Raw genomic sequence first — 20,652 nt, forward strand, 5'->3', positions numbered from 1 at the left:
ACTATTACTCCTTTGTGGAATCTTTTTTAACATTTTTACGAGCAATCCGACGCTTGATCTTCCAGATGCTGGCTCCAAGAGCTGGCAGTGTAAAGGTCAAGGTCTGTGGATAATCTTTCCAAAGTCCTTCTTGAGACTGAACTGTTTCGTTATGTTCCTTCCAAACACCTCCCCATTCTTCTAATTCAGTGTTCCATACTTCTTCATAAATGGCTTCCACTGGAACACCAATGGTAAAGTTCTTCCGCTCTACCGGCGCCATATTAAATACACAAACTAACATATCTCCTTTTTCCGTCTTACGGATGAAGGAGAGGACACTTTGATCGGTATTATCCGCATCAATGATTTCGATACCATCATAGCTCAGATCAATTTCCCAAAGCGGACGATTGTCTTTATAAAAGGCATTGAGTGCAGCAGTGAAGCCCTGCATCTTCTTGTTCATCTGATCGTCCAGATTCGACCATTCTAGTTGCTCTTCCGACTTCCATTCTAAGAACTGACCAAATTCTGAACCCATAAAGAGCAATTTCTTGCCCGGATGGCAAATCTGATAGGTCAGCAAGTTGCGGAGACCTGCAAATTGATTGTAACGGTCACCCCACATCTTGTGCATGAGACTCTTCTTACCGTGAACCACTTCGTCGTGCGAGAATGGCAGGAGGAAGTTTTCAGAGAAAGCGTACATAAAGCTAAAGGTCACCAGATTAAAATCGTACTTACGATAAATCGGATCTTCTTCGTAGAAACGAAGGATATCATTCATCCAGCCCATATTCCACTTGTAGTCAAATCCAAGACCACCCAGCTCTCTCATACCAGTAATCTTGGTCTCTGAGGAACTTTCCTCTGCAATCATCATGACATCAGGATGGGCTAGCTTGATAACCGTATTGAGGCGTTGCAGGAAGTAATAGCCTTCATAATTGCGATTGCCGCCATCTTTATTTGGCTGCCATGGACCACTGTCATAGTCCAGATAGAGCATATTGCTGACAGCATCAACCCGAATCCCATCCAGATGGTAAAAATCAATCCAGAATTTAATGCTGGAAATCAAGAAAGACTGAACTTGATTTTTACCCAAATCAAAGTTGAGAGCACCCCAGCCATAGTTATGAGCCCGATCGTGATCCTGATACTCGAAAGTCGGTGTCCCGTCATAGTAGGCCAGAGCATCATCATTAATAGTAAAGTGACCTGGTACCCAGTCCACAATGACACCAATATTGTTCAAGTGACATTCTTCGACGAAGTCTTGAAATTCCTCAGGTGTGCCATAGGTATGCTCAAAGGCAAAGTAGCCCATGAGCTGATAGCCCCAGCTAAGTCCCAGCGGATGAGCCATAAGCGGCATGAATTCCACATGCGTGTAGTTCATCTCCACCAGATACGGAATCAAGTCTTCTTTTAACTGGGCAAAGCTATAAGGACTGCCGTCTTCATTGCGTTTCCACGAGCCGGCATGCACTTCATAGATATTGACCGGCCGAGAGAAGAAGCCCCAGCGCTTCCGGCGTGCCAGCCAAAGACCGTCTTTCCACTTCTTCTCAGGAATAGTGCGAATAACTGCTCCAGTACCCGGACGCTCTTCCAGATAGATAGCCAGCGGATCAATTTTTAAAATTTCCTGACCACTGCTACGCTTGATATTGTACTTGTAAATATCTCCTTCCTTAGGCAGCTCCGTGAAGACTTCCCAAACGCCCGCTTCATTTCGGACCATAGGAATCTGCTCTTCATACCAATTGGTGAAATCTCCAATCAAATGGACACTCTGAGCATTAGGCGCCCAAACGCGGAAAGAGTAGCCAGACTTGCCGTCCACTTCATCCTGATGCGCCCCTAGATAATGCTGCAAATGAAAGTTTTCACCTGTTGTAAAGGTTCTTAATGCTTCGTTCTTATCCATGCAATCACCTTTCTATTTGTAAGCGTTTTCTATAATACTATTCTACATTATTTTTATCTCTTTTTCAAGTAAATTTCAAATATCCTTACGGAAAATCACTAAAACCGAACATTAGCTAAAATTAGTAATAAATCAGAGAGAAAACACTGCATTTTGTGCCTCTAAGTATGTTTTTATTCCTTTTTCGCTAAATATAGGAGCTATCCAAAACAAGAAAAAGATGAAAATTTTCATAAAGATATAGACCAATATGTAAATTTACATTTTAAAATAATAAGCAATTAAACATATAAATGCTTGATTCTTTTCAAATGGTTCGATAATCTTGTTAAATTTACAAGTTCATCAATGTAAGAAAAAAGGCCGCACAAAGCCGCCTTTCTCATTATTTCACATCAAACACGATGGATTTCACTTGTGTCATCGCTTCGATACTGTAACGAATCCCTTGCACTCCGGCTCCAGATCCCTTAACTCCAAGGAATGGGAAGTTATCTGGACCACGCTGGGTCTTATTATTGATGTGTACAGTACCCACTTCCAGTTTTTCAGCAATTTCAAATGCTTTCGGGAAATCATTTGTAAAGACTGAAGATTGAAGACCAAATTCTGACTGGTTGCAGATCTGGATAGCCTCTTCAACGGAAGTCACACGAATAATCGGAAGAACAGGACCAAATGGCTCTTCCCAAGCTAATTTCATATCCAGTGTCACATGGTCAAACAAGGCAGGCCAGATGAGATTTGCTTCACGTTTGATTTCTGTCAAGGCTGACGCTCCCTTTTCTTGAGCATCTTCAATCAAGCTCCAGATGAAATCTGCTGATGCATTATCAATGACTGGTGTGATATCCGCATTATCAAAGGGATCACCAACCGTCAGTTTCTCTACCTCTGCCTTAATCAGCGCCGCTAATTTATCTGCTACGCTCTCCATGACAATGACACGTTTAATAGCCGTACAGCGCTGGCCGGAATAACTGTATGCCCCGCCAACAATCTGCTTAGCTGCATGCTCCAAGTCAGCATCTTCCAGCACGACTGCAGCATCCTTACCACCCAATTCTAACATAATTGGACGCATACCAGCCAACTTACCGATGCGCTCTCCGATTGGGGTGGAGCCAGTAAAGTTAATGTAGTTTACTTCCTTATGCTCAATGATGTAGTCTCCGATTTCTGAACCACGTCCTGTGATGGTATTGAAAACACCAGCAGGCAGACCAGCCTCAGCAAAAGCCTGAGCCAAGAGCAGACCAGAGATTGAACCTTGAGTAGGTGGCTTAAACATCACGACATTTCCGCCGATAAGGGCAGGAGCAATCTTAGAACCAGACAGGTTGACTGGGTAGTTAAATGGCGCAATGGCTAGTACAACTCCTACAGGCTCACGACGAACCACAGCCAATTTCTTCTTGCTGGCAGCTTCAAAGCCGCCACCTTCCATAACCTGACCGTGAATACGAATCCCTTCTTCAGCCGCATAGCGAATCAAGTCTGCTGTCCGGACTACCTCTCCGACTGCCGCTTTGATACCCTTGGCAACTTCTTTTGCAAGAATTTCGCCAATCTTCTCCTGATCGCGCTCCAAAATATCCGCAACCTTATGCAAATAAGCTGCACGTTCAACTGCTGAAAGAGCTCGCCAAGCTGGCAAAGCCGCACGAGCGCTCGCCATCGCATAGTCGACCTCTGCCTGAGTCATGGCAGGCACAGTTCCTAAAATCTCATTGTTGATAGGAGATGAGATGGTAATTTCATTTTCAGAAACTTTCCACTCTCCATTTATATAGTTTTTATATTGTGTCACTTGTCCCCTCCAAAATGTTATTAAATATTATTTTACCAAATTTTCTGAAAATTTCAACCAAAAGTTATAAATTTAAAGAATTTTTTCACAATTAAGATAGATTATCTAATTTTGTTCATATTAGATCTGCTTATTTTCTGTTTTCTTTGATTTCAACTTTCTGCACAATCTTCACTATGCCTTTGAAGAAAACTAAAAAAGACCAGGAAAATCTCCCTGATCTTAATTTTCAGATTAATCGAAGTCCAGATATTCTTTTTCAAGCTCAAGAACTTCTTCCATCGTTGCACATTCAGTCAGTGCACGCTGAGCCAGTTCTTCCATCTTCTTCGTATCCAGCTTCTTCATGAGGCTACGAGTCCGAAGAACTGAAGTCGCACTCATAGAGAATTCATCCAAGCCCATACCTACGAGCAATGGCACCGCTGTTTGATCACCAGCCATTTCTCCACACATACCTGCCCATTTGCCTTCAGCATGAGCTGCTTTGATAACATTGTTAATCAAGCGAAGGATAGATGGATTGTATGGTTGATAGAGGTAAGAGACTTGCTCATTCATCCGGTCAGCCGCCATAGTGTACTGGATCAAGTCGTTGGTACCGATAGAGAAGAAGTCTACTTCCTTAGCAAATTGATCCGCCAACATAGCTGCTGCTGGGATTTCAATCATAATACCCACTTGGATATTGTCTGCTACTGCAACGCCTTCAGCTTGCAGCTTAGCTTTCTCTTCGTCATAAACCGCTTTAGCTTTGCGGAATTCTGTTAGAAGGGCTACCATTGGGAACATGATGCGCAATTGTCCATGTACAGAAGCACGCAAGAGAGCGCGGATTTGTGTACGGAACATAGCATCGCCAGTTTCAGAGATAGAGATACGCAAAGCACGGAAACCAAGGAATGGGTTCATTTCATGCGGCATATCAAAGTAAGGAAGTTCCTTATCTCCACCGATATCCATCGTACGAACAACAACTGGTTTTCCATTCATGCCTTCAAGCACAGCCTTGTATGCTTCATACTGCTCATCTTCTGTCGGGAAGTCTTGAGAATCCATATAAAGGAACTCAGTCCGGTAAAGACCAACCGCTTCTGCACCGTTAGCATTGACACCTTCAACGTCTTTTGGCGTACCGATATTGGCTGCCAATTCGAAGTGCTTGCCATCTGCAGTCACAGTCTGAGCATCTTTAAGCAATTCCCATTCAGCTTTTTGCTTAGCATAAGCCTCACCAGCTGCTTTAAATGCTGCGATTTGCTCTTCAGTTGGGTTGATAATCACTTCACCAGTGATACCGTTAGCTGCAATCACATCGCCGTCTTTTACAAGCTCAGTAATGTTATTAGTTCCCAATACTGCTGCGATTTCAAGCGTACGTGCCATGATAGCAGAGTGGCTTGTCCGGCCGCCGATATTGGTTACAAAAGCTTTAACAAATTTCTTATCCAGCTGTGCTGTATCAGAAGGAGTCAAGTCATGAGCAATCACAACTGATTCTTCATTGATAGACGCTGGGTTTGGCAATTTCTTACCCAAAAGGTTAGCAAGAACACGCTTCGTCACGTCGCGGATATCTGCCGCACGTTCCTGCATATATGGATTGTCGTCCATGTTTTCAAAGAGAGTGATAAACATGTCCGTTACTTCTTTCAGACCAGCTTCTGCATTGGTCTTTTTCGCACGGATTGTTTCTTTGATTTGCCCAACCATTTCAGGGTCAGCAAGTACCATTAAGTGAGCGTCAAACACCTGAGCGGCTTCCTCACCAAGGCTATCTACTGCTTTCTCACGGATAACAGAAAGCTCGTTCTGTGAAGCTTCAAGAGCTGCATCCAAACGAGCCTCTTCTGCATTCGTATCTTCGACTGAAACAGTCTCAAATGATAAATCCGGTTGAACTAATAGATATGCCTTAGCAACGGCAACACCGTCAGATGCTGCAATTCCTTTAAGCATTTCTGTCATATTAAGCCAATCCTTCTTTTTCCATTGTTTCAGAGATTGCAGCGATAGCATCGTCTGCATCTGCACCTTCAGCTGAGATCTTAACATCAGCTCCTTGGCCAACACCGAGACTCATAACACCCATGATAGATTTCAAGTTTACTGATTTACCTTTGTATTCAAGCGTAATGTCTGAAGCGAATTTGCTAGCAGTTTGAACCAACAAAGTTGCTGGACGTGCGTGAATACCTGTTTCTGCTACAATGTGGAAATCTTTAGAAGCCATAGTTAGACTCTCCTTTTAAATAATTCTTTTTGAGTTATTGTGATAACCCTTACAAGTTGATATTATATCACCTTTTGAAATCTTTTTCAAGAATTTTATAGCCCGCTTACAAAATATTTCTTAGGAAATGAAAACTCTTCTTATTATATTGAAGGTGGAATTTCCAAGCAAAAGCCCCTATCTTTCAGCTTTTATTCAAACATTTCTTCCAGCAAGTTTTCAATCATAAATTTCTTATTTTTATATTCTTAATTTCCATAAATTAAGAATATAAACTCCTCCCTCCACTCCTGCTAGTGATTCCCTAAATTCTGTAACACAAGATATTGGATTTTGGTTTTGGGGAGGAAAAGCTACTAGTCATTTTTCTAACATTTTAAGACTTGTTTAAGCATTGCCGCAACAGCATTTTGCTCCTTTTCTGCAATTTTTCACTTCTTTTCACCGCTTATACAAACACTATATATTGTATTGTAATCTATCCTATAACAAAATATCACACAATATTTAGTTCAAAACTATTGACATTCTATTTTCTTTTAGATATACTAGTTTCGTATTATTTAAAAGAAAAAACGAAAGTTTAGAGGAATTTTTAATGGTAACTATTTACTCAAAAAACAACTGCGTTCAGTGCAAAATGACCAAGCGCTTCTTAGATACTAATCATGTAGAATACCGCGAAATCAACTTGGACGAACAGCCAGAATTCATTGACCATGTCAAAGATCTTGGTTTCAACGCTGCTCCTGTGATTCAGACAGCAACTGAGGCATTTTCTGGTTTCCAACCTGGTAAATTGAAAAAACTGTCTTAATGTAGTTTATTTTGAGGGCAGCGCGCCTTGATTGGGAGATAAACTAAAAGACAGATTATCAGGGCAAACTGCAGCTCCTATGCTCATAGGGGCCGTTTCTTTTGTAAGGCGGATATTTTTCCGCTAGCTAATTATCTTATTTATATAGAAAAGGAAAAACATGGGACTCAAACATTTAGAGGATGTGACATACTTCCGACTCAACAACGAAATCAACCGTCCAGTTAATGGTCAGATTATGCTTCATAAAGACCAAGAAGCCTTAAAAGCTTTTTTTAAAGAAAACGTTGAGCCAAACACCAAGCAATTTTCTTCTATCACAGAAAAAATTAAATATTTAATAGAAGAAAACTATTTGGAGAAGGAATTTATTGAACTTTATTCTCCTGAATACATCGAGGAGCTGACTGCTTTTATCCATGCTCAAGATTTCAAGTTTAAATCTTTCATGGCTGCTTATAAGTTCTACAACCAGTATGCCCTGAAGACAAATGATGGCGAATACTATCTGGAAAGCATGGAGGATCGGGTACTCTTCAACGCCCTCTACTTTGCCAACGGAGATGAAGCCATTGCCAAGGATATTGCCAATGAAATTATCCACCAGCGCTACCAACCAGCTACACCAAGCTTCCTCAACGCTGGTCGGGCTCGTCGCGGTGAATTGGTTTCTTGCTTCCTCATCCAAGTAACAGATGATATGAACTCAATCGGTCGCTCCATCAACTCTGCCCTGCAATTGTCTCGTATCGGAGGCGGGGTTGGTATTTCCCTCAGCAATCTGCGGGAAGCTGGAGCTCCTATCAAGGGTTATGAAGGAGCTGCGTCTGGCGTTGTGCCTGTTATGAAACTCTTCGAGGACAGTTTCTCTTACTCTAACCAGCTGGGCCAACGTCAGGGAGCTGGAGTTGTTTACCTCAATGTCTTCCACCCAGATATCATCTCTTTCCTTTCTACTAAGAAAGAAAATGCCGACGAAAAAGTTCGGGTTAAAACCCTCTCACTCGGTGTTGTCATTCCGGATAAGTTCTACGAATTAGCGCGCAAGAATGAAGAAATGTACCTCTTCAGCCCATACTCTGTTGAACGCGAGTATGGAGTGCCATTTGCCTACCTTGACATCACTGAAAAATACGATGAATTGGTCGCTAATCCAAATATCACTAAGACCAAGATCAAGGCCCGTGATTTGGAAACAGAAATTTCCAAACTCCAACAAGAATCTGGCTATCCTTATGTCGTAAACATTGATACGGCCAACCGTTCAAATCCAATTGACGGTAAAATCGTCATGAGTAACCTTTGCTCTGAAATCCTGCAAGTACAAGAGCCTAGCCTTTTGAATGATGCGCAAGAGTATCTTCACCTAGGAACAGATGTATCATGTAACTTAGGCTCTACCAACGTTGTCAACATGATGACTTCGCCTGACTTCGGAAAATCCATCCGAACTATGACACGCGCTTTGACCTTTGTCACAGACAGTTCACACATCACAGCTGTGCCTTCTATCGACAATGGTAACAGTCTGGCGCACACCTTTGGTCTGGGAGCTATGGGACTGCACAGCTACTTGGCACAGCAGCTGATCGATTATGGATCAGCGGAAGCTGTAGAGTTCACCAGCATCTACTTCATGCTTATGAACTACTGGACCTTAGTCGAGTCTAACAATATCGCTCGCGAACGTGGTGTGACCTTCCATAACTTTGAAAAATCTGATTATGCCAACGGTACTTACTTTGACAAATACCTGACGGGTGAATTTGTACCTAAGTCTGATCGTGTCAAAGAACTCTTCGCAGGCATCTTTATCCCGTCTGCAGAGGATTGGGCAGAGTTGTGCGACAAGGTCAAGGCTGATGGCCTCTACCACCAAAACCGCCTGGCCGTTGCACCAAATGGCTCTATCAGCTATATCAATGACGTTTCTGCTTCAATCCATCCAATTACCCAGCGGATCGAAGAACGTCAAGAAAAGAAAATCGGTAAGATCTACTATCCTGCTGCTGGCCTGTCAACTGAGACTATCCCTTACTACACCAGTGCTTATGACATGGACATGCGCAAGGTTATTGATGTCTATGCAGCCGCAACTGAGCATGTGGACCAAGGTCTTTCTCTGACTCTCTTTATGCGCAGCGATATCCCTAAAGGCCTCTACGAATGGAAAAAAGAAAGCAAGCAGACAACCCGCGATCTTTCTATCCTGCGTAACTATGCCTTCAACAAGGGAATCAAGTCCATCTACTACGTCCGCACCTTTACTGATGATGGCGGCGAAGTAGGTGCCAACCAATGTGAAAGCTGTGTCATCTAACAAGAGATTTTAGAAAAAGAAAAGGAAATTCGACCATGTCACAATTTCACCTTCCTCATCATGAACAGGAAGGTGAAATCGTGGAGCATTGGGACAGTATCCAAGAAGTGATAGCTGATACCACATCAGGTCGTACCATCTACTAAAGGAGAAAGAATGCAAACTTACTATAAAGCCATTAACTGGAACGCTATTGAAGATGTCATCGATAAGTCCACCTGGGAAAAACTGACCGAGCAATTCTGGCTGGATACGCGGATTCCCCTATCCAATGACCTGGATGACTGGAGAAAGCTGTCTCACAAGGAAAAAGACCTGGTCGGCAAGGTCTTCGGTGGCCTGACCCTGCTGGATACCCTCCAGTCTGAGTCTGGTGTGGATGCCCTTCGCAAGGATGTCCGCACTGCTCACGAAGAAGCTGTCTTCAACAACATTCAATTTATGGAGTCCGTTCACGCCAAGTCTTACTCTTCTATCTTTTCTACGCTCAATACCAAGTCAGAAATCGATGAAATCTTTGCTTGGACCAACACCAATCCATACCTGCAAAAGAAAGCTGAGATTATCAACGAGATTTACCTGAACGGTACAGCTCTGGAAAAGAAAATAGCCAGCGTTTTCTTGGAAACCTTCCTCTTCTACTCTGGTTTCTTCACTCCGCTCTACTATCTGGGCAATAACAAACTGGCTAACGTTGCTGAAATTATCAAGCTGATTATCCGTGACGAGTCTGTCCATGGAACCTATATCGGCTACAAGTTCCAGCTAGCCTTTAACGAGCTGCCAGAAGACGAGCAAGAAAAACTCAAAGAATGGATGTACGACCTGCTCTACACCCTCTATGAAAATGAAGAAGGCTACACTGAAAGCCTCTATGACACAGTCGGCTGGACTGAAGAGGTCAAGACCTTCCTGCGCTACAATGCCAACAAGGCTCTGATGAATCTAGGGCAAGATCCGCTCTTCCCTGACTCAGCAGACGATGTCAATCCTATCGTCATGAACGGTATCTCAACCGGTACTTCCAACCATGACTTCTTCTCCCAAGTGGGTAACGGCTACCTGCTAGGCGAAGTTGAAGCCATGCAGGATGACGACTATAATTACGGTTTATAAGACAAAGACCCCCTCTTTCCAAAATACGGAAAGAGGGGGTCTTTGACTGACTATTAATCTATTGACTATCATAGATATATTCTTCCAGATGTTCTGCGACTGTAATCTCAACTCCAACATCAGATGTTAGATAAATCACGGTACAGTCATGAGCTGGGACAATAGGAAATAAAAAGGGCTTCATATTTTGATAAATTCTATACATCCGCCTTTGACTCGTTGGATTTTCAAGATAAAGCTTGCTGTCACCACCAGAAAAGTCAGCTGGCAGAAGGGCATAATAAGCTACCAAAGCTCCATTTTCATCCAATACTCTAGTCTTATTTAAATCCTCAGCTATTTTTTTCATCATTAAAGTAGCCATCTTTTCCTCCCTTCATGTTTTTTATCCAAATAAAGGTGGAGCTAGGAACATCATCCCTAACTCCACTTATGCAGTCACTAATTAGATACGCGATAATACGGATGCTGGGAAGCAGTGATAGCATCTTGTCCAACTCGAATCTGTGCTTTAGGATTCTCGTTTCCAGTATCAGGCAAAACAGCTCCTTCTGGAATTACTAAAAAGGTTGCGCTACTGCTACCAGCAGTATAAGCAAGAGTAGATACATAACTACCATCGCTTACTTGACCTTTTAGTAAAGTATAATCGCTGGATTCTTTTCCATTCAGAGTATGAGAAACGACCCCTTGATTATTCAATACTATCGCATCCCCCAAATCATTTTGCCAAGTACCGGCTACAGTCGAAAAATCTCCTGCTGCCAAAGCATTGACATCGATACCCGCTGCTGGAGTGGCTGGGTCTTTCGTGTCAGACTTTGTTTCATTTTTAGGCTGAGCTTCAGAAGATACTGACGCTGCATCAGTTTCATCTGGGCTAGCTGATGGAACAGCTTTCGCTTCAGACTTAGAATCTGATTTAGAAGTTTGAACTGTTTGGCTAGAGCTATTACTTTGAGATGTTTGCTTGTCCTGCTGTTTACTGCAAGCACCAAGCAAGATAATGGAAGAAGTGAGTGCAGTCGCAAGAAACATTAATTTTGCATTTTTCATAAAAGAGGCCTCCTCATGAATTAATACCTTTTTGTAATCTTATTGTAACATTTTGAATTAATAAAATCAATAATCATATTGAAATATTATAAAATTAATTTATTGCTACATAACGACGGCTACCACTATACCCAACATAGCTAATCCACTGATGACCATCTGCAATAAAAGTTTGATCATAAAAGACTGTGCTCCCTTTGTCAAAGTTTGCTAGTTCTGGACTTGATATTTTAGCTTCAGACCGAATAGAAGCATAGCCTTGAAAAACGTAATTCCCTTTTGATGGAATAGATATAGTTGGTAATGCGACTTCCGTAGTAGCTGAGCCGGCACCTACAAGTTTTCCATCATCCTGAACGTAGTACAGGTGGACGTTGTATTTCCCTGTGGAATTTTTATGATCACTTACTTTAATAGTCTGTTTGTAAGTCCCATCTGGTTGCTTGCTAGCAGTGTACCAAACCACGTCATCCTGGTCATTGGCAGCAGACCATGTAGGTACCTTTACTTCTTTTACACCACCAGGATTAGAAACATTAGACACAATAATATCAAAGGTACCTGTCTTTGAAGTATTATTCCGAATAGTAATAGTTCCTGTCGGCCGGATTAATTCCTTATCCAAGGAGACTTCTGTCGTCGTTCCTGTTACACAAATCATTTGGCCATTATTTTGAACATAGTATAAATGCACATTATATTTTCCAGTGGAATATTTATGATCGCTAGCCTTTATTGTCAATTTGTAAGTGCCATCCGATTGTCTTTTAGGAGTATACCAAATAATATCATCTTGATCATTCGCACTAGACCATGTAGGTACTTTTACTTCTTTTACACCACCAGGATTGGAAATGTTAGATATAACAACATCAAAGGTTCCTGTTTTTGAATTATTATTTTGAATAGTAATTTTCCCTTCAGGCTTCTTAATAGAAACGGTAGTCTTCGTTCCCCCAGCTCCAACCATTTCCCCATTATTTTGAACATAATATAGATGGATATTATACTCTCCCGTAGAACCTTTATGTTTATTTGCATTGACAGTTATTTTATATGTTCCATTAGGCTGTTTAGCAGCAGTGTACCAAACAATATCATCTTGTCCATTTTCACTTGACCAAGTTGGTAATTTCACTTCTTTCACACCATACGGGCTAGAGACATCAGATACAATGACATCAAAAGTCCCTGTCTGAGCATTATTGTTTTGGATAGTCAAGGTTCCCTTTAAAGGAGCCTTTGTCTTTGTTACTCCAATGGCAATATATCTACGATTTCCAGCAAAGGAGAGATAGCTAATCCATTGATGGCCATCTGCTTCCAATTTACGATCATATGTAACAGTTTGTCCTGCATCATAATAAGCTAATTCAGGACTAGACATCTTAGGCTCAGCTTTAATGGAGGCTCTTTGAGTGAAATGATACACTCCACTGGCAGGGATTCCTTGATTATCAGAAGGCTGGGAAATCGGTGTGGATGTACCTCCAATGATATCTTTAAAATGTATAAAGCCTGAGATTGAACTTGCAGCAACTACTCTGCGATTATAACTTTTACTCCAAGCATAGTTATATTCTTCAATTTCTACATTATTTCCCAATACATTGGACACCCATGCTACATGTCCGTAACTTCCATCATCAATCCAAGCGACTGAGCCAAGAGCTGGATGATTATCTACCCTATATCCTTCTCTTCTTGCCCGATATCCCCATTCACCGCCATTTCCGTACGCACGAGGAATGTTAAAACCATTAACTGAACTTAATCTATAAGCAGTAAATGAAGTACAATTTTTAACAATAAGTCCCCAATCGTCCGCAGCATAATCAGGGAGATTTTTAAACCTTACTGGATAATCATCGCCTCGAGCGATTGAACCATTCCCTGTAGCCAGTAAAGTCGTATGTCCAGTCCCGTTTGCAACTTTACCAACAGTTGTTTTGAGAGTTGTTTTTTCTTCTTTAGTTGCACGGCGGCGGCTGACATCATTAACAATTGAGGTGGCTGGCTTATCTACATTCGAAGCGGCATAGCCACGTGTTACTAAATGTTTAGGATTAGTAGGATCATCTATAACTGGATTTATTTCAACAGTTTTCTGTTTTTCATTAACTGTTGAAGTTTGATCAGAAACAGGCTCAGTGTTGATTGGAATATCATTTGCATTTGTCGCTTTATTTTCAGTTTCTAGTGGTTCAGGAACTTCAGAAGTTACTCCATTTTCAATACTAACTAAATTGTTATTTACAGCATTTTTTGTTTCCGATTCAATATCAGAACTTACTGTTGCATTTGACTTTTCTGAAACACTCTGATTTGTGTCCACAGCTATGTCAGAAGGTGCTGTAGAAACTACTGAATCAGTACCAGTTGGCGAAATTACTTGATCAGCAGCAACTGTTTGAGTCCCTGCAAATAATAATGTTCCTAGAAGCACTGAAACTGCTCCTAGAGAATATTTACGAATAGAAAAACGTTGAACCTGCTTATTAAAAAATTGATTTTTCATTTTATTTGCTCCCTTTATTAATCTTTGTGCACGACAACATTTAATTTCCTAAAGCCAAAACCAAATCATGGCGAGATAATAAGAAATCCTAAACATGTGATTCTCTCCTTTCCTATTTAACTTTTTCCATGTTTCAATTATAGACTCAATTACAAATAAAAAACAGGACATAGATGTCCTGTTAGCCTTGATGATAGATCTGAAGTTCTTTATTCCACTCCTCAGACATTTTTTTAGATAGAAAAGTATGACCTAACAATTTCGCCAGCGTCAGTCCCTCTTCGTAGTATTGTTGAGCCTTTTTCTCGTCCTTGTGTACGAAAAGCTCATATTCTCCCTCTAACATTCTTATCAGCGGTTTCTTTTGATAATCCTCTGTCAATTCCATGATTATATTAAGTTTATTGAGTGTATCTTTTGTATAAATGAACTCTTTTCGCTCGCACTCAATACCTGGAATTGTCAGTAGAGCATCTCGCATGAGAAAGAGATATTCATTTGGAATATAGTCAACTGACTGCAGTAATCGCCGAGCGATTCTTGTATATAATTCCTTATCAAACTTAGCTGACCGAATCTCCTCTTCATCTCCCACATAGATCTGATAGAGCTGGATGTAGAGTAAATCATTCACGTCATAATGCTTTTTACTTTGCAAATCATCCAAATGCTGGGCAAAGAGAGTCATTCCATACTTCTGGAAATTCTCAGAAGTATAGGTATAAATCTTTGATTGCAAGATATCCATTACATTCTGCTCAGCTTCTGGCAAATCATCGTAATAAACGTCAAAAATTTCATCTATGATATGCTCCAATTCGGACAAGACTTTGGTATTGCCATAAGTGGTCGTCCGAATCAGCTTATACTTCAAGCGCTGGTAATCAGCAGGTAGAGCGGCATCTTCTTTTTTACTTCCTATCAAGGTTGCCAAATCAACCTCTAGACAGGAAGCCAGATATTCTAAAGTAGAGAGAGTCGGCTGGGAAATGCCGGACTCCAAACGCGTTAACTGCCGTATAGAAAGCTTTGACTCATCACCACACAATTGCTCCTTGGTCCAGCCCCTATTTAATCGAAGCTGTTTCAAATGCTGTCCAAATTCTTTTCCTCGCATCGTCAATTCCCCTCCCAAATAAATTAGGAAACCTTTGCTTATGTTATCATGTTATTCTAGATTTATTATAGCATAACTGGAAAGATTTTACTAATAAAATTCTAAAAAGATTACTTCCTTTTCTCAGTGATGAAATCTACCTAACTGTTGCAACAGTTAGGTAGAGCGGAGCTATTGAGACCTTAGGCTCAATAGCTAGTCATGGAACTCTGCAGGAGGTCGCTGACGTCCGCCATCACTTGAGAAAAGTATGTAAATCTAAAAATTAGCATATTACAAATATTAAAGGACCCCAAACTTAAAAGTTTGGAGTCCTTCTACCATATTCTTTTTTGAGTCTAAACACAAAAAAACTAGCAATAAACATTCAAGTGAGATGGCAAGACACGAATCGTTACTGGTAATTGGTCGCCCTCATCTCCGTCAACGTTGACGCTGAGCTCTGCCTTATCATCTACCAACTCAACTGTGATTTCCTTAAAGGTCAGATACTCGATATTATCACTTTCTTCGCCATTGCCAGAAATCAAATCCGGCACAGAAACCAAGGTGTCCAAGAGATTTTTATCCTTAAGATACAAGAGATGGAGCAAGCCGTCATTGACAGTAGCTTCAGGGAGAATGCTCTCGAAACCTCCGATTGAGTTGGTAGAGCCAATCAAGAGTGTGCTGCTCTTTATCGTGCGCTCTTCTCCATCAATCTTCAAGTGAAATTCGTAAAAACTAGTATCCATCAACTGCTTGAAGCCAGAGATAAAGTAGGCAAACTTACCCCACTTGGTCTTGTCTTCAGGATCCACATTGTTAATCGATTCAGGAATCGTTCCAATGGCAACCACATTCATAAAGTACTGGTCATTAATCTTACCGATATCAAGCGGCTTGACTTTGTTGATATCCAGATTCTGAATGGCTTCTTCAGCGTCCAGGGGAATGCCAAGAGCACGCGCCAAGTCATTGACCGTACCAAGTGGAAAGAAGCCAAAAGTCGGACGATAGTCTAGTTCAGCCAGGCCGCTGATTCCTTCATTGACTGTTCCATCGCCACCCATGACAAAGACGCTATCATAACGGTCTTCTGCTGCTTGCTTAGCAAAAGCCGCTGCGTCTCCGCCTTTTTCAGTATGCTTGACCACTACCTCATCGAAACATTCTGCCAGCTTTTCTCTTGCCAAGTCTTCATAGGACTTGGCTTTTTCGCCTCCCGAGCTAGGGTTGACAATTAATAGGACTTTAGACATAAAGAAACCTCTTTTCATTTGATAGCTCATTATACCATCTGGAAAACACTTTCACAAGAATTTGAAACTGCTGGCTTTCGAAAGACCAGAAAAGCAGTTTGGTATTTAAACTCCATTCCACAGAAAAACACTTCTGCCGTTAGACTTTACTGCCTAACTTTAGAAGTGCTGTCTTATATTTAACTTTTTCTACTAAAAGAAGACAATGAGAACAAAGGCAATTAGATTATTGGCCAAATGTAGCCCCATTGAGTAGCGAAGATCCTTCTTAGCTAGATATCCTAAGCCAAAGATAGCTCCCAAGATGAAGTAAACCAGAAACTGGACAAGATTGCCTGGCATGTGCAGAAGAGAGAAAAAGCTGGCAGATACGGTTAAATAGAGCAGGATTTTCGCCAAGCTATTTTGGTCAGGAAAGAGAAACTTAGCCAAAAATCCTCGTGTCAGCAACTCCTCGAGAATAGGAGCAAAGATTACCATGTATAGAAAAGCAAAGGCTGGCTGCTGCTGAATCAATTGCACAGCAGTGTTCTGATTAGCAGAGGATTCAATAGGAACGAGCTGCTGGAAGATGATAAAAGCAAGCAAGAGGGCACTGGGAAGCCAGATAGAGCTTGTCAGCTTGGTATTTTTGATTTCCAGTTTCAAATCTTTCTGGTACCATTTCCACATGGCAAAAGAATAGAGACTTGCAAGTATGACAAAAATCGGCAAAATCAATAGTTGAGAAGTTCCTCCTGTCAGAGAACCTATAGTGAAGAGAACTACAGCCGAAAATATATAGAAATAGGCCAAGAGGACAAGAATATAAAGGCCAAAATTAGTAAAGAAAGTTTTTAATTTCATAGTGATTCCTTATAGATTGATTTATTTAAACATAGCTAGCAGCAGTATTATAGCCATAGGGAGATTGTTCAGGATATGAACCAACATAGAATCTTTTATATTCCCCCGACGAGCATAGGATAAATAAAGAACCAGTCCAAGTGCAAAATAAATTGGGAACTCTGTCAATTGAGTAATATGAGGCAGAGTGAAGACCACAGAAGTCACAATAGCAGGCAAAACTTTTTGATCATTTTTAAAAAAGAAGGCAGTACCAAAACCGCGGAAAATTAATTCCTCCATAATAGGAGCGATAAAAGCAATCGTTGCAACAAAGAGTAAGGCAAAGAAGATATGCTGCGAAGACATCATTCCCCCTAGCCCTTGTATGGCGCTGTCATTACTTGTCTGGGAATTGCCGCTCAGGATGAGATTGAGATAAACACCAACAATAGCAGCCACTCTGGCAAGGAAAAAGAATAGAAAAGCAAAACCGATGTCCTTGCCAGACAGTTTGAATTTCTTCTTTTCTTCAGGCACATGCTTCTGATATCGCCGCCAGAAGACACGAAAAATCAGGAAAACTAAAATCAGATACAAGGCTACCAATAAGATTTCTGCATAAATAGGTAAACTCTTCCCGAGCCTTAAGAATAGCATCGGAGCAACATTTATAAGGAGGCTAAGAGCAATTAAGCCTATCCATTTTACAAGTCCTAAAGCAGTTGATTTGAAGTTGTTCATTTTGTATTCTCCTTTTGATAAATATTGATACCGACTTCCGTATCCTCAACAGCGATATCACCCTTCTGCCGAAGAATAGCGACAGCCAGGAAAAAATCTCCTGCACAGCCGGCTGCATGGAAGCTAGCAAGAACGATATAAGAGGTTGCAGTCAGAATATGCAAGGCATAGATCAAGGTCAGGACTAGGCTAATCAGAAAGAAAGGTGCCAGGATGATGACGAGCATCCTTTTCCGACTGTAACGACTGCCTGGACTGGTCGCATAGGCCATGCCGCTTTTAAAACCAAACTTGACCTTGGTATTTTCATCCCCCAAGACCTTGAAGAAAAAGCCGTGAATCAGCTCATGGATGACCATTAGAACAAGGAGGTAGAGTAAGTCAAAAAAATGAAAAACTTCGCTACCCTTGCCATACATCAGAATAGCAATCCAGGTAAAGAGAGCTAGAAAAGGGAAGATCAGCAGCACAGCCGTTATATTCAGAGCCAGATTGACCTTTTTATTATGGATAAAATCAAGTTCTTTCAGTAGTTTCATAATTTCCGCCTTTCATCGGGAAATAAGCTTATTTGAAATATTTTCTTACCATTGGATAATACATAAGATTGATATAGATATGGATCACCACTAGGACGACAAAACCGGAAACGACATTGAGGGGGGTGAAGACTCCCAGTATCCCTAAAATAACATAGAGGGCTGGCAGAAGTCTCTGATTTACATTGAAGAGAATGAGATAGCACTGTTCATAATTGGCTTGCAGCTCTGACTCATCATAAGAGAGGGCAAATTCTTTTATTTCCTCAGTAGTCGGAAAGGCTGATAGCTTATAGTGCCGCACCTTCTGAACTGTCTTTAAAAAGACAACTTGCAAAATAAAATAAAGAAATGCAATCGCATAATCTATAAGACTCCACTGAAGCGGGCTCTTATGATTAGTAATATTTCCAATAAAAACAACTCCAACTAAAATCGTAAAAAGAACGATAGCACTGCTGATATTAAAGACAATAGTCGCATATTCCAGATTTTTAAAGGTTAGCCGGTACCATTCATAATTCTTATCCTCATCTGCTTCTTTTTCATAGGCTTCATTGTATTTACGAGTCCGATAAATCAAGAAAAAGACCAAGGGATAGAGGATGATAAGGCTGGCCCTACCTAGCTGGCGCAGCAGTTGAACAGAAAAAATAGTCGACCAACTGATGTTTTTTAGCAGACCAGTTTCAGAAAACAAAATAGACAGACCACCTATTAAAGCTCCAGCTAGAAATATAAGGACATTATATAAAACTCTTTTCTGTGTAGATATACGTTTTTGCTCTTTCACGACTTCTTCTCCTTTATTTTTTTACAATAGATGATACAAGAATGCTGAGGCTGAAGGACTGTTTTAGCTCCTGTTGAAATGAATCTTAATTGGTTCTTCATTCTGCTTCCTCCACCAGCCGAAAGACATTCTCAACGTTTTCATTGAAAATATGGGCAATCTTAAGGGCAATCACAATCGACGGGGTATATTCGCCTCTCTCTATAAGGCTGATTGTCTGCCTGGAAACACCGGCCAGCTTAGCCAGTTCTGTCTGGTTGAGACCGTCACGCGCCCTCAACTCCTTGAGTCGATTTCTAAGCTGCATCATAAACTCCTTATTTATTATTCTCCCTTGGATAAAATCATTGTAACAAATTCTTTTCTTTTTGACAAGTATCTTTGTCAAAAAAATAATAATCATTGTCAAAAACGCTATTATCATAGACAAAAAAGAATCCAGCTCAAACTGAATCCTTTTCCTTTATTCATCAATTTCTGAAAATACTTCTTTTAAAACAGCAATACCCTGCTGAATTTCCTCCCTGCTGATAGTCAAAGTCGGCAGGAGACGGATAACATTTTCTCCGGCTGTCAGGATAATCAAGCCCTTCTGACGAGCGGCTTCAACAAGCCTTGACAGACTGGCACTTGTTTCAATCCCAATCATCATGCCCAGGCCTCGAACAGCAGAAATATTTGGATGGTCCTGAAAAGCAAGCTGCAGCTGCTCCAGTAAGATGGCACTCTTAGACCTGACTTCTTCCATAAATCCCGTCTCTTTCATGATATGCAAGGTCTCCAAGGCAGCTGCCATGGCTAATTTATTGCCACCAAAGGTAGAACCGTGACTGCCAGGTCCAAAAGCCGGAGCCAAGCTAGACTTTCCTAATAGAGCGCCAGCAGGCAGGCCATTGGCCAGACCCTTAGCCAGCGTCACAATATCCGGTACAATCCCATAATGCTCAAAGGAATAAAGCTGGCCCGTACGCCCCATACCTGTCTGGACCTCATCAACAATCAGCAAAATCTCCTCTCGTCGGCAAAAATCAGCCAAGTCTTTGACAAAAGCTGCTTCTGCTGGACGAACTCCTGATTCTCCTTGGACCAATTCCAGCATGACAGCTGCCGTATCCTGATTGACCAAGTCTTCTACGCTGGCCAAATCATTGTAAACCGCATAGCTGAAATGGGGAACCCCATCACCAAATCCTTCCTTAATCTTATCCTGTCCTGTTGCGGCCATAGCGCCAAAGGTTCGACCGTGAAAGGATTGCTGAAAAGTGATAATGCCTTGCTTGCCAGTAGCTTTGCGGGCTAGCTTAATAGCTGCTTCATTGGCTTCTGCTCCGCTATTGCAGAAAAAAGCCAAATAATCATAAGAACCAGCCAGTTCCTGAGCCACCTGCTCTTGCAGAGAGCTAAGATAGAGATTGGGACTGTGCCAGATGCGCCCTGCTTGCTGGATCAAAGCCTGCTGGATCTGCGGGTGAAAGCCAAGATTGGTTACACCAATCCCCGATGAAAAGTCCAAATAAGCCTTTCCCTCATTGTCAATCAGATAGGAGCCCTCTGCTTTAACAAACTCAATGGGTGCCCTCTTGTAGTTTTCAAATAAATAAGTCATCG

General features: G+C 41.4%; 18 protein-coding genes. 3 read left to right on the forward strand and 15 right to left on the reverse strand.

Annotated features, from left to right (window positions below):
* Window positions 1-4: 4 nt before the first annotated feature.
* From glgB to MFP28_RS07895, 4 genes are all read right to left on the reverse strand, one after another.
* A complete protein-coding gene (glgB, locus tag MFP28_RS07880) occupies window positions 5-1,915 on the reverse strand; it encodes a 1,4-alpha-glucan branching protein GlgB (protein WP_002902694.1) in 1,911 nt (636 codons plus the stop codon).
* A gap of 385 nt (window positions 1,916-2,300) precedes the next feature.
* Window positions 2,301-3,725, reverse strand: a complete 1,425-nt coding sequence (locus MFP28_RS07885) for an NADP-dependent glyceraldehyde-3-phosphate dehydrogenase (protein ID WP_002906941.1) — start codon at window positions 3,723-3,725, stop codon at window positions 2,301-2,303.
* A 234-nt stretch (window positions 3,726-3,959) separates the two neighbouring features.
* Window positions 3,960-5,693: a phosphoenolpyruvate--protein phosphotransferase gene (gene ptsP / locus MFP28_RS07890; protein WP_002896016.1), complete on the reverse strand. Its 1,734-nt coding sequence runs from the start codon at window positions 5,691-5,693 to the stop codon at window positions 3,960-3,962.
* A gap of 1 nt (window position 5,694) precedes the next feature.
* Window positions 5,695-5,958 carry a phosphocarrier protein HPr gene (locus MFP28_RS07895; RefSeq protein WP_002896017.1) on the reverse strand — a complete coding sequence of 88 codons (264 nt, stop codon included), beginning with the start codon at window positions 5,956-5,958 and terminating at the stop codon, window positions 5,695-5,697.
* 598 nt (window positions 5,959-6,556) lie between these two features.
* Here MFP28_RS07895 and nrdH point away from each other — a divergent pair.
* From nrdH to nrdF, 3 genes are all read left to right on the forward strand, one after another.
* The gene (gene nrdH / locus MFP28_RS07900; protein ID WP_002897920.1) at window positions 6,557-6,775 is read left to right on the forward strand and encodes a glutaredoxin-like protein NrdH; all 219 of its coding nucleotides are present in this window, start codon (window positions 6,557-6,559) and stop codon (window positions 6,773-6,775) included.
* A 160-nt stretch (window positions 6,776-6,935) separates the two neighbouring features.
* Window positions 6,936-9,095: a class 1b ribonucleoside-diphosphate reductase subunit alpha gene (gene nrdE, locus MFP28_RS07905; RefSeq protein WP_002906942.1), complete on the forward strand. Its 2,160-nt coding sequence runs from the start codon at window positions 6,936-6,938 to the stop codon at window positions 9,093-9,095.
* 156 nt (window positions 9,096-9,251) lie between these two features.
* Entirely contained in the window at window positions 9,252-10,211 is a 960-nt protein-coding gene (gene nrdF, locus MFP28_RS07910) for a class 1b ribonucleoside-diphosphate reductase subunit beta (protein ID WP_002896021.1), read from the forward strand.
* A gap of 58 nt (window positions 10,212-10,269) precedes the next feature.
* Here the strand turns inward: nrdF and MFP28_RS07915 are convergent, their stop codons facing one another.
* The 11 genes from MFP28_RS07915 to MFP28_RS07965 form a co-directional block, all read right to left on the reverse strand.
* A complete protein-coding gene (locus tag MFP28_RS07915) occupies window positions 10,270-10,575 on the reverse strand; it encodes a hypothetical protein (RefSeq protein ID WP_002900763.1) in 306 nt (101 codons plus the stop codon).
* Window positions 10,576-10,652: 77 nt separating this feature from the next.
* Window positions 10,653-11,267 (reverse strand): DUF6287 domain-containing protein, encoded by a 615-nt coding sequence (locus tag MFP28_RS07920; RefSeq protein ID WP_002900765.1) that lies wholly within the window; start codon window positions 11,265-11,267, stop codon window positions 10,653-10,655.
* 94 nt (window positions 11,268-11,361) lie between these two features.
* Complete coding sequence (locus tag MFP28_RS07925; RefSeq protein WP_002902691.1) at window positions 11,362-13,785, reverse strand: GBS Bsp-like repeat-containing protein; 2,424 nt, start codon at window positions 13,783-13,785, stop codon at window positions 11,362-11,364.
* A gap of 181 nt (window positions 13,786-13,966) precedes the next feature.
* Window positions 13,967-14,902, reverse strand: a complete 936-nt coding sequence (locus MFP28_RS07930; RefSeq protein ID WP_002906943.1) for a helix-turn-helix domain-containing protein — start codon at window positions 14,900-14,902, stop codon at window positions 13,967-13,969.
* Window positions 14,903-15,255: 353 nt separating this feature from the next.
* A complete protein-coding gene (locus tag MFP28_RS07935; protein ID WP_002906944.1) occupies window positions 15,256-16,173 on the reverse strand; it encodes a diacylglycerol/lipid kinase family protein in 918 nt (305 codons plus the stop codon).
* Window positions 16,174-16,335: 162 nt separating this feature from the next.
* Window positions 16,336-16,989, reverse strand: a complete 654-nt coding sequence (locus MFP28_RS07940; protein WP_002906946.1) for a CPBP family intramembrane glutamic endopeptidase — start codon at window positions 16,987-16,989, stop codon at window positions 16,336-16,338.
* Window positions 16,990-17,010: 21 nt separating this feature from the next.
* Window positions 17,011-17,712, reverse strand: a complete 702-nt coding sequence (locus tag MFP28_RS07945) for a CPBP family intramembrane glutamic endopeptidase (RefSeq protein ID WP_002906947.1) — start codon at window positions 17,710-17,712, stop codon at window positions 17,011-17,013.
* Window positions 17,709-18,251 carry a DUF3267 domain-containing protein gene (locus MFP28_RS07950; RefSeq protein WP_002906948.1) on the reverse strand — a complete coding sequence of 181 codons (543 nt, stop codon included), beginning with the start codon at window positions 18,249-18,251 and terminating at the stop codon, window positions 17,709-17,711. The genes MFP28_RS07945 and MFP28_RS07950 overlap by 4 nt, the downstream gene beginning before the upstream one ends.
* A gap of 28 nt (window positions 18,252-18,279) precedes the next feature.
* On the reverse strand, window positions 18,280-19,044 hold the full coding sequence (locus MFP28_RS07955) for a DUF3169 family protein (RefSeq protein WP_002906949.1): 765 nt from the start codon (window positions 19,042-19,044) through the stop codon (window positions 18,280-18,282).
* A 97-nt stretch (window positions 19,045-19,141) separates the two neighbouring features.
* Complete coding sequence (locus tag MFP28_RS07960) at window positions 19,142-19,351, reverse strand: helix-turn-helix transcriptional regulator (RefSeq protein ID WP_009659847.1); 210 nt, start codon at window positions 19,349-19,351, stop codon at window positions 19,142-19,144.
* Between the two features lie 156 nt (window positions 19,352-19,507).
* Window positions 19,508-20,650: an acetylornithine transaminase gene (locus MFP28_RS07965; RefSeq protein WP_002906951.1), complete on the reverse strand. Its 1,143-nt coding sequence runs from the start codon at window positions 20,648-20,650 to the stop codon at window positions 19,508-19,510.
* Window positions 20,651-20,652: the final 2 nt, after the last annotated feature.

This window comes from Streptococcus sanguinis (genome assembly GCF_050234405.1).
GTDB lineage: Bacteria > Bacillota > Bacilli > Lactobacillales > Streptococcaceae > Streptococcus > Streptococcus sanguinis_W.

What these genes read in the sequence shown, in the direction of transcription:
- glgB (WP_002902694.1), bottom strand. Translation starts at nt 1,915, where the DNA reads ATGGATAAGAACGAAGCATTAAGAACCTTTACAACAGGTGAAAACTTT.
- ptsP (WP_002896016.1), bottom strand. Translation starts at nt 5,693, where the DNA reads ATGACAGAAATGCTTAAAGGAATTGCAGCATCTGACGGTGTTGCCGTT.
- MFP28_RS07895 (WP_002896017.1), bottom strand. Translation starts at nt 5,958, where the DNA reads ATGGCTTCTAAAGATTTCCACATTGTAGCAGAAACAGGTATTCACGCA.
- nrdH (WP_002897920.1), top strand. Translation starts at nt 6,557, where the DNA reads ATGGTAACTATTTACTCAAAAAACAACTGCGTTCAGTGCAAAATGACC.
- nrdE (WP_002906942.1), top strand. Translation starts at nt 6,936, where the DNA reads ATGGGACTCAAACATTTAGAGGATGTGACATACTTCCGACTCAACAAC.
- nrdF (WP_002896021.1), top strand. Translation starts at nt 9,252, where the DNA reads ATGCAAACTTACTATAAAGCCATTAACTGGAACGCTATTGAAGATGTC.
- MFP28_RS07915 (WP_002900763.1), bottom strand. Translation starts at nt 10,575, where the DNA reads ATGGCTACTTTAATGATGAAAAAAATAGCTGAGGATTTAAATAAGACT.
- MFP28_RS07920 (WP_002900765.1), bottom strand. Translation starts at nt 11,267, where the DNA reads ATGAAAAATGCAAAATTAATGTTTCTTGCGACTGCACTCACTTCTTCC.
- MFP28_RS07925 (WP_002902691.1), bottom strand. Translation starts at nt 13,785, where the DNA reads ATGAAAAATCAATTTTTTAATAAGCAGGTTCAACGTTTTTCTATTCGT.
- MFP28_RS07930 (WP_002906943.1), bottom strand. Translation starts at nt 14,902, where the DNA reads ATGCGAGGAAAAGAATTTGGACAGCATTTGAAACAGCTTCGATTAAAT.
- MFP28_RS07935 (WP_002906944.1), bottom strand. Translation starts at nt 16,173, where the DNA reads ATGAGCTATCAAATGAAAAGAGGTTTCTTTATGTCTAAAGTCCTATTA.
- MFP28_RS07940 (WP_002906946.1), bottom strand. Translation starts at nt 16,989, where the DNA reads ATGAAATTAAAAACTTTCTTTACTAATTTTGGCCTTTATATTCTTGTC.
- MFP28_RS07945 (WP_002906947.1), bottom strand. Translation starts at nt 17,712, where the DNA reads ATGAACAACTTCAAATCAACTGCTTTAGGACTTGTAAAATGGATAGGC.
- MFP28_RS07950 (WP_002906948.1), bottom strand. Translation starts at nt 18,251, where the DNA reads ATGAAACTACTGAAAGAACTTGATTTTATCCATAATAAAAAGGTCAAT.
- MFP28_RS07960 (WP_009659847.1), bottom strand. Translation starts at nt 19,351, where the DNA reads ATGCAGCTTAGAAATCGACTCAAGGAGTTGAGGGCGCGTGACGGTCTC.
- MFP28_RS07965 (WP_002906951.1), bottom strand. Translation starts at nt 20,650, where the DNA reads ATGACTTATTTATTTGAAAACTACAAGAGGGCACCCATTGAGTTTGTT.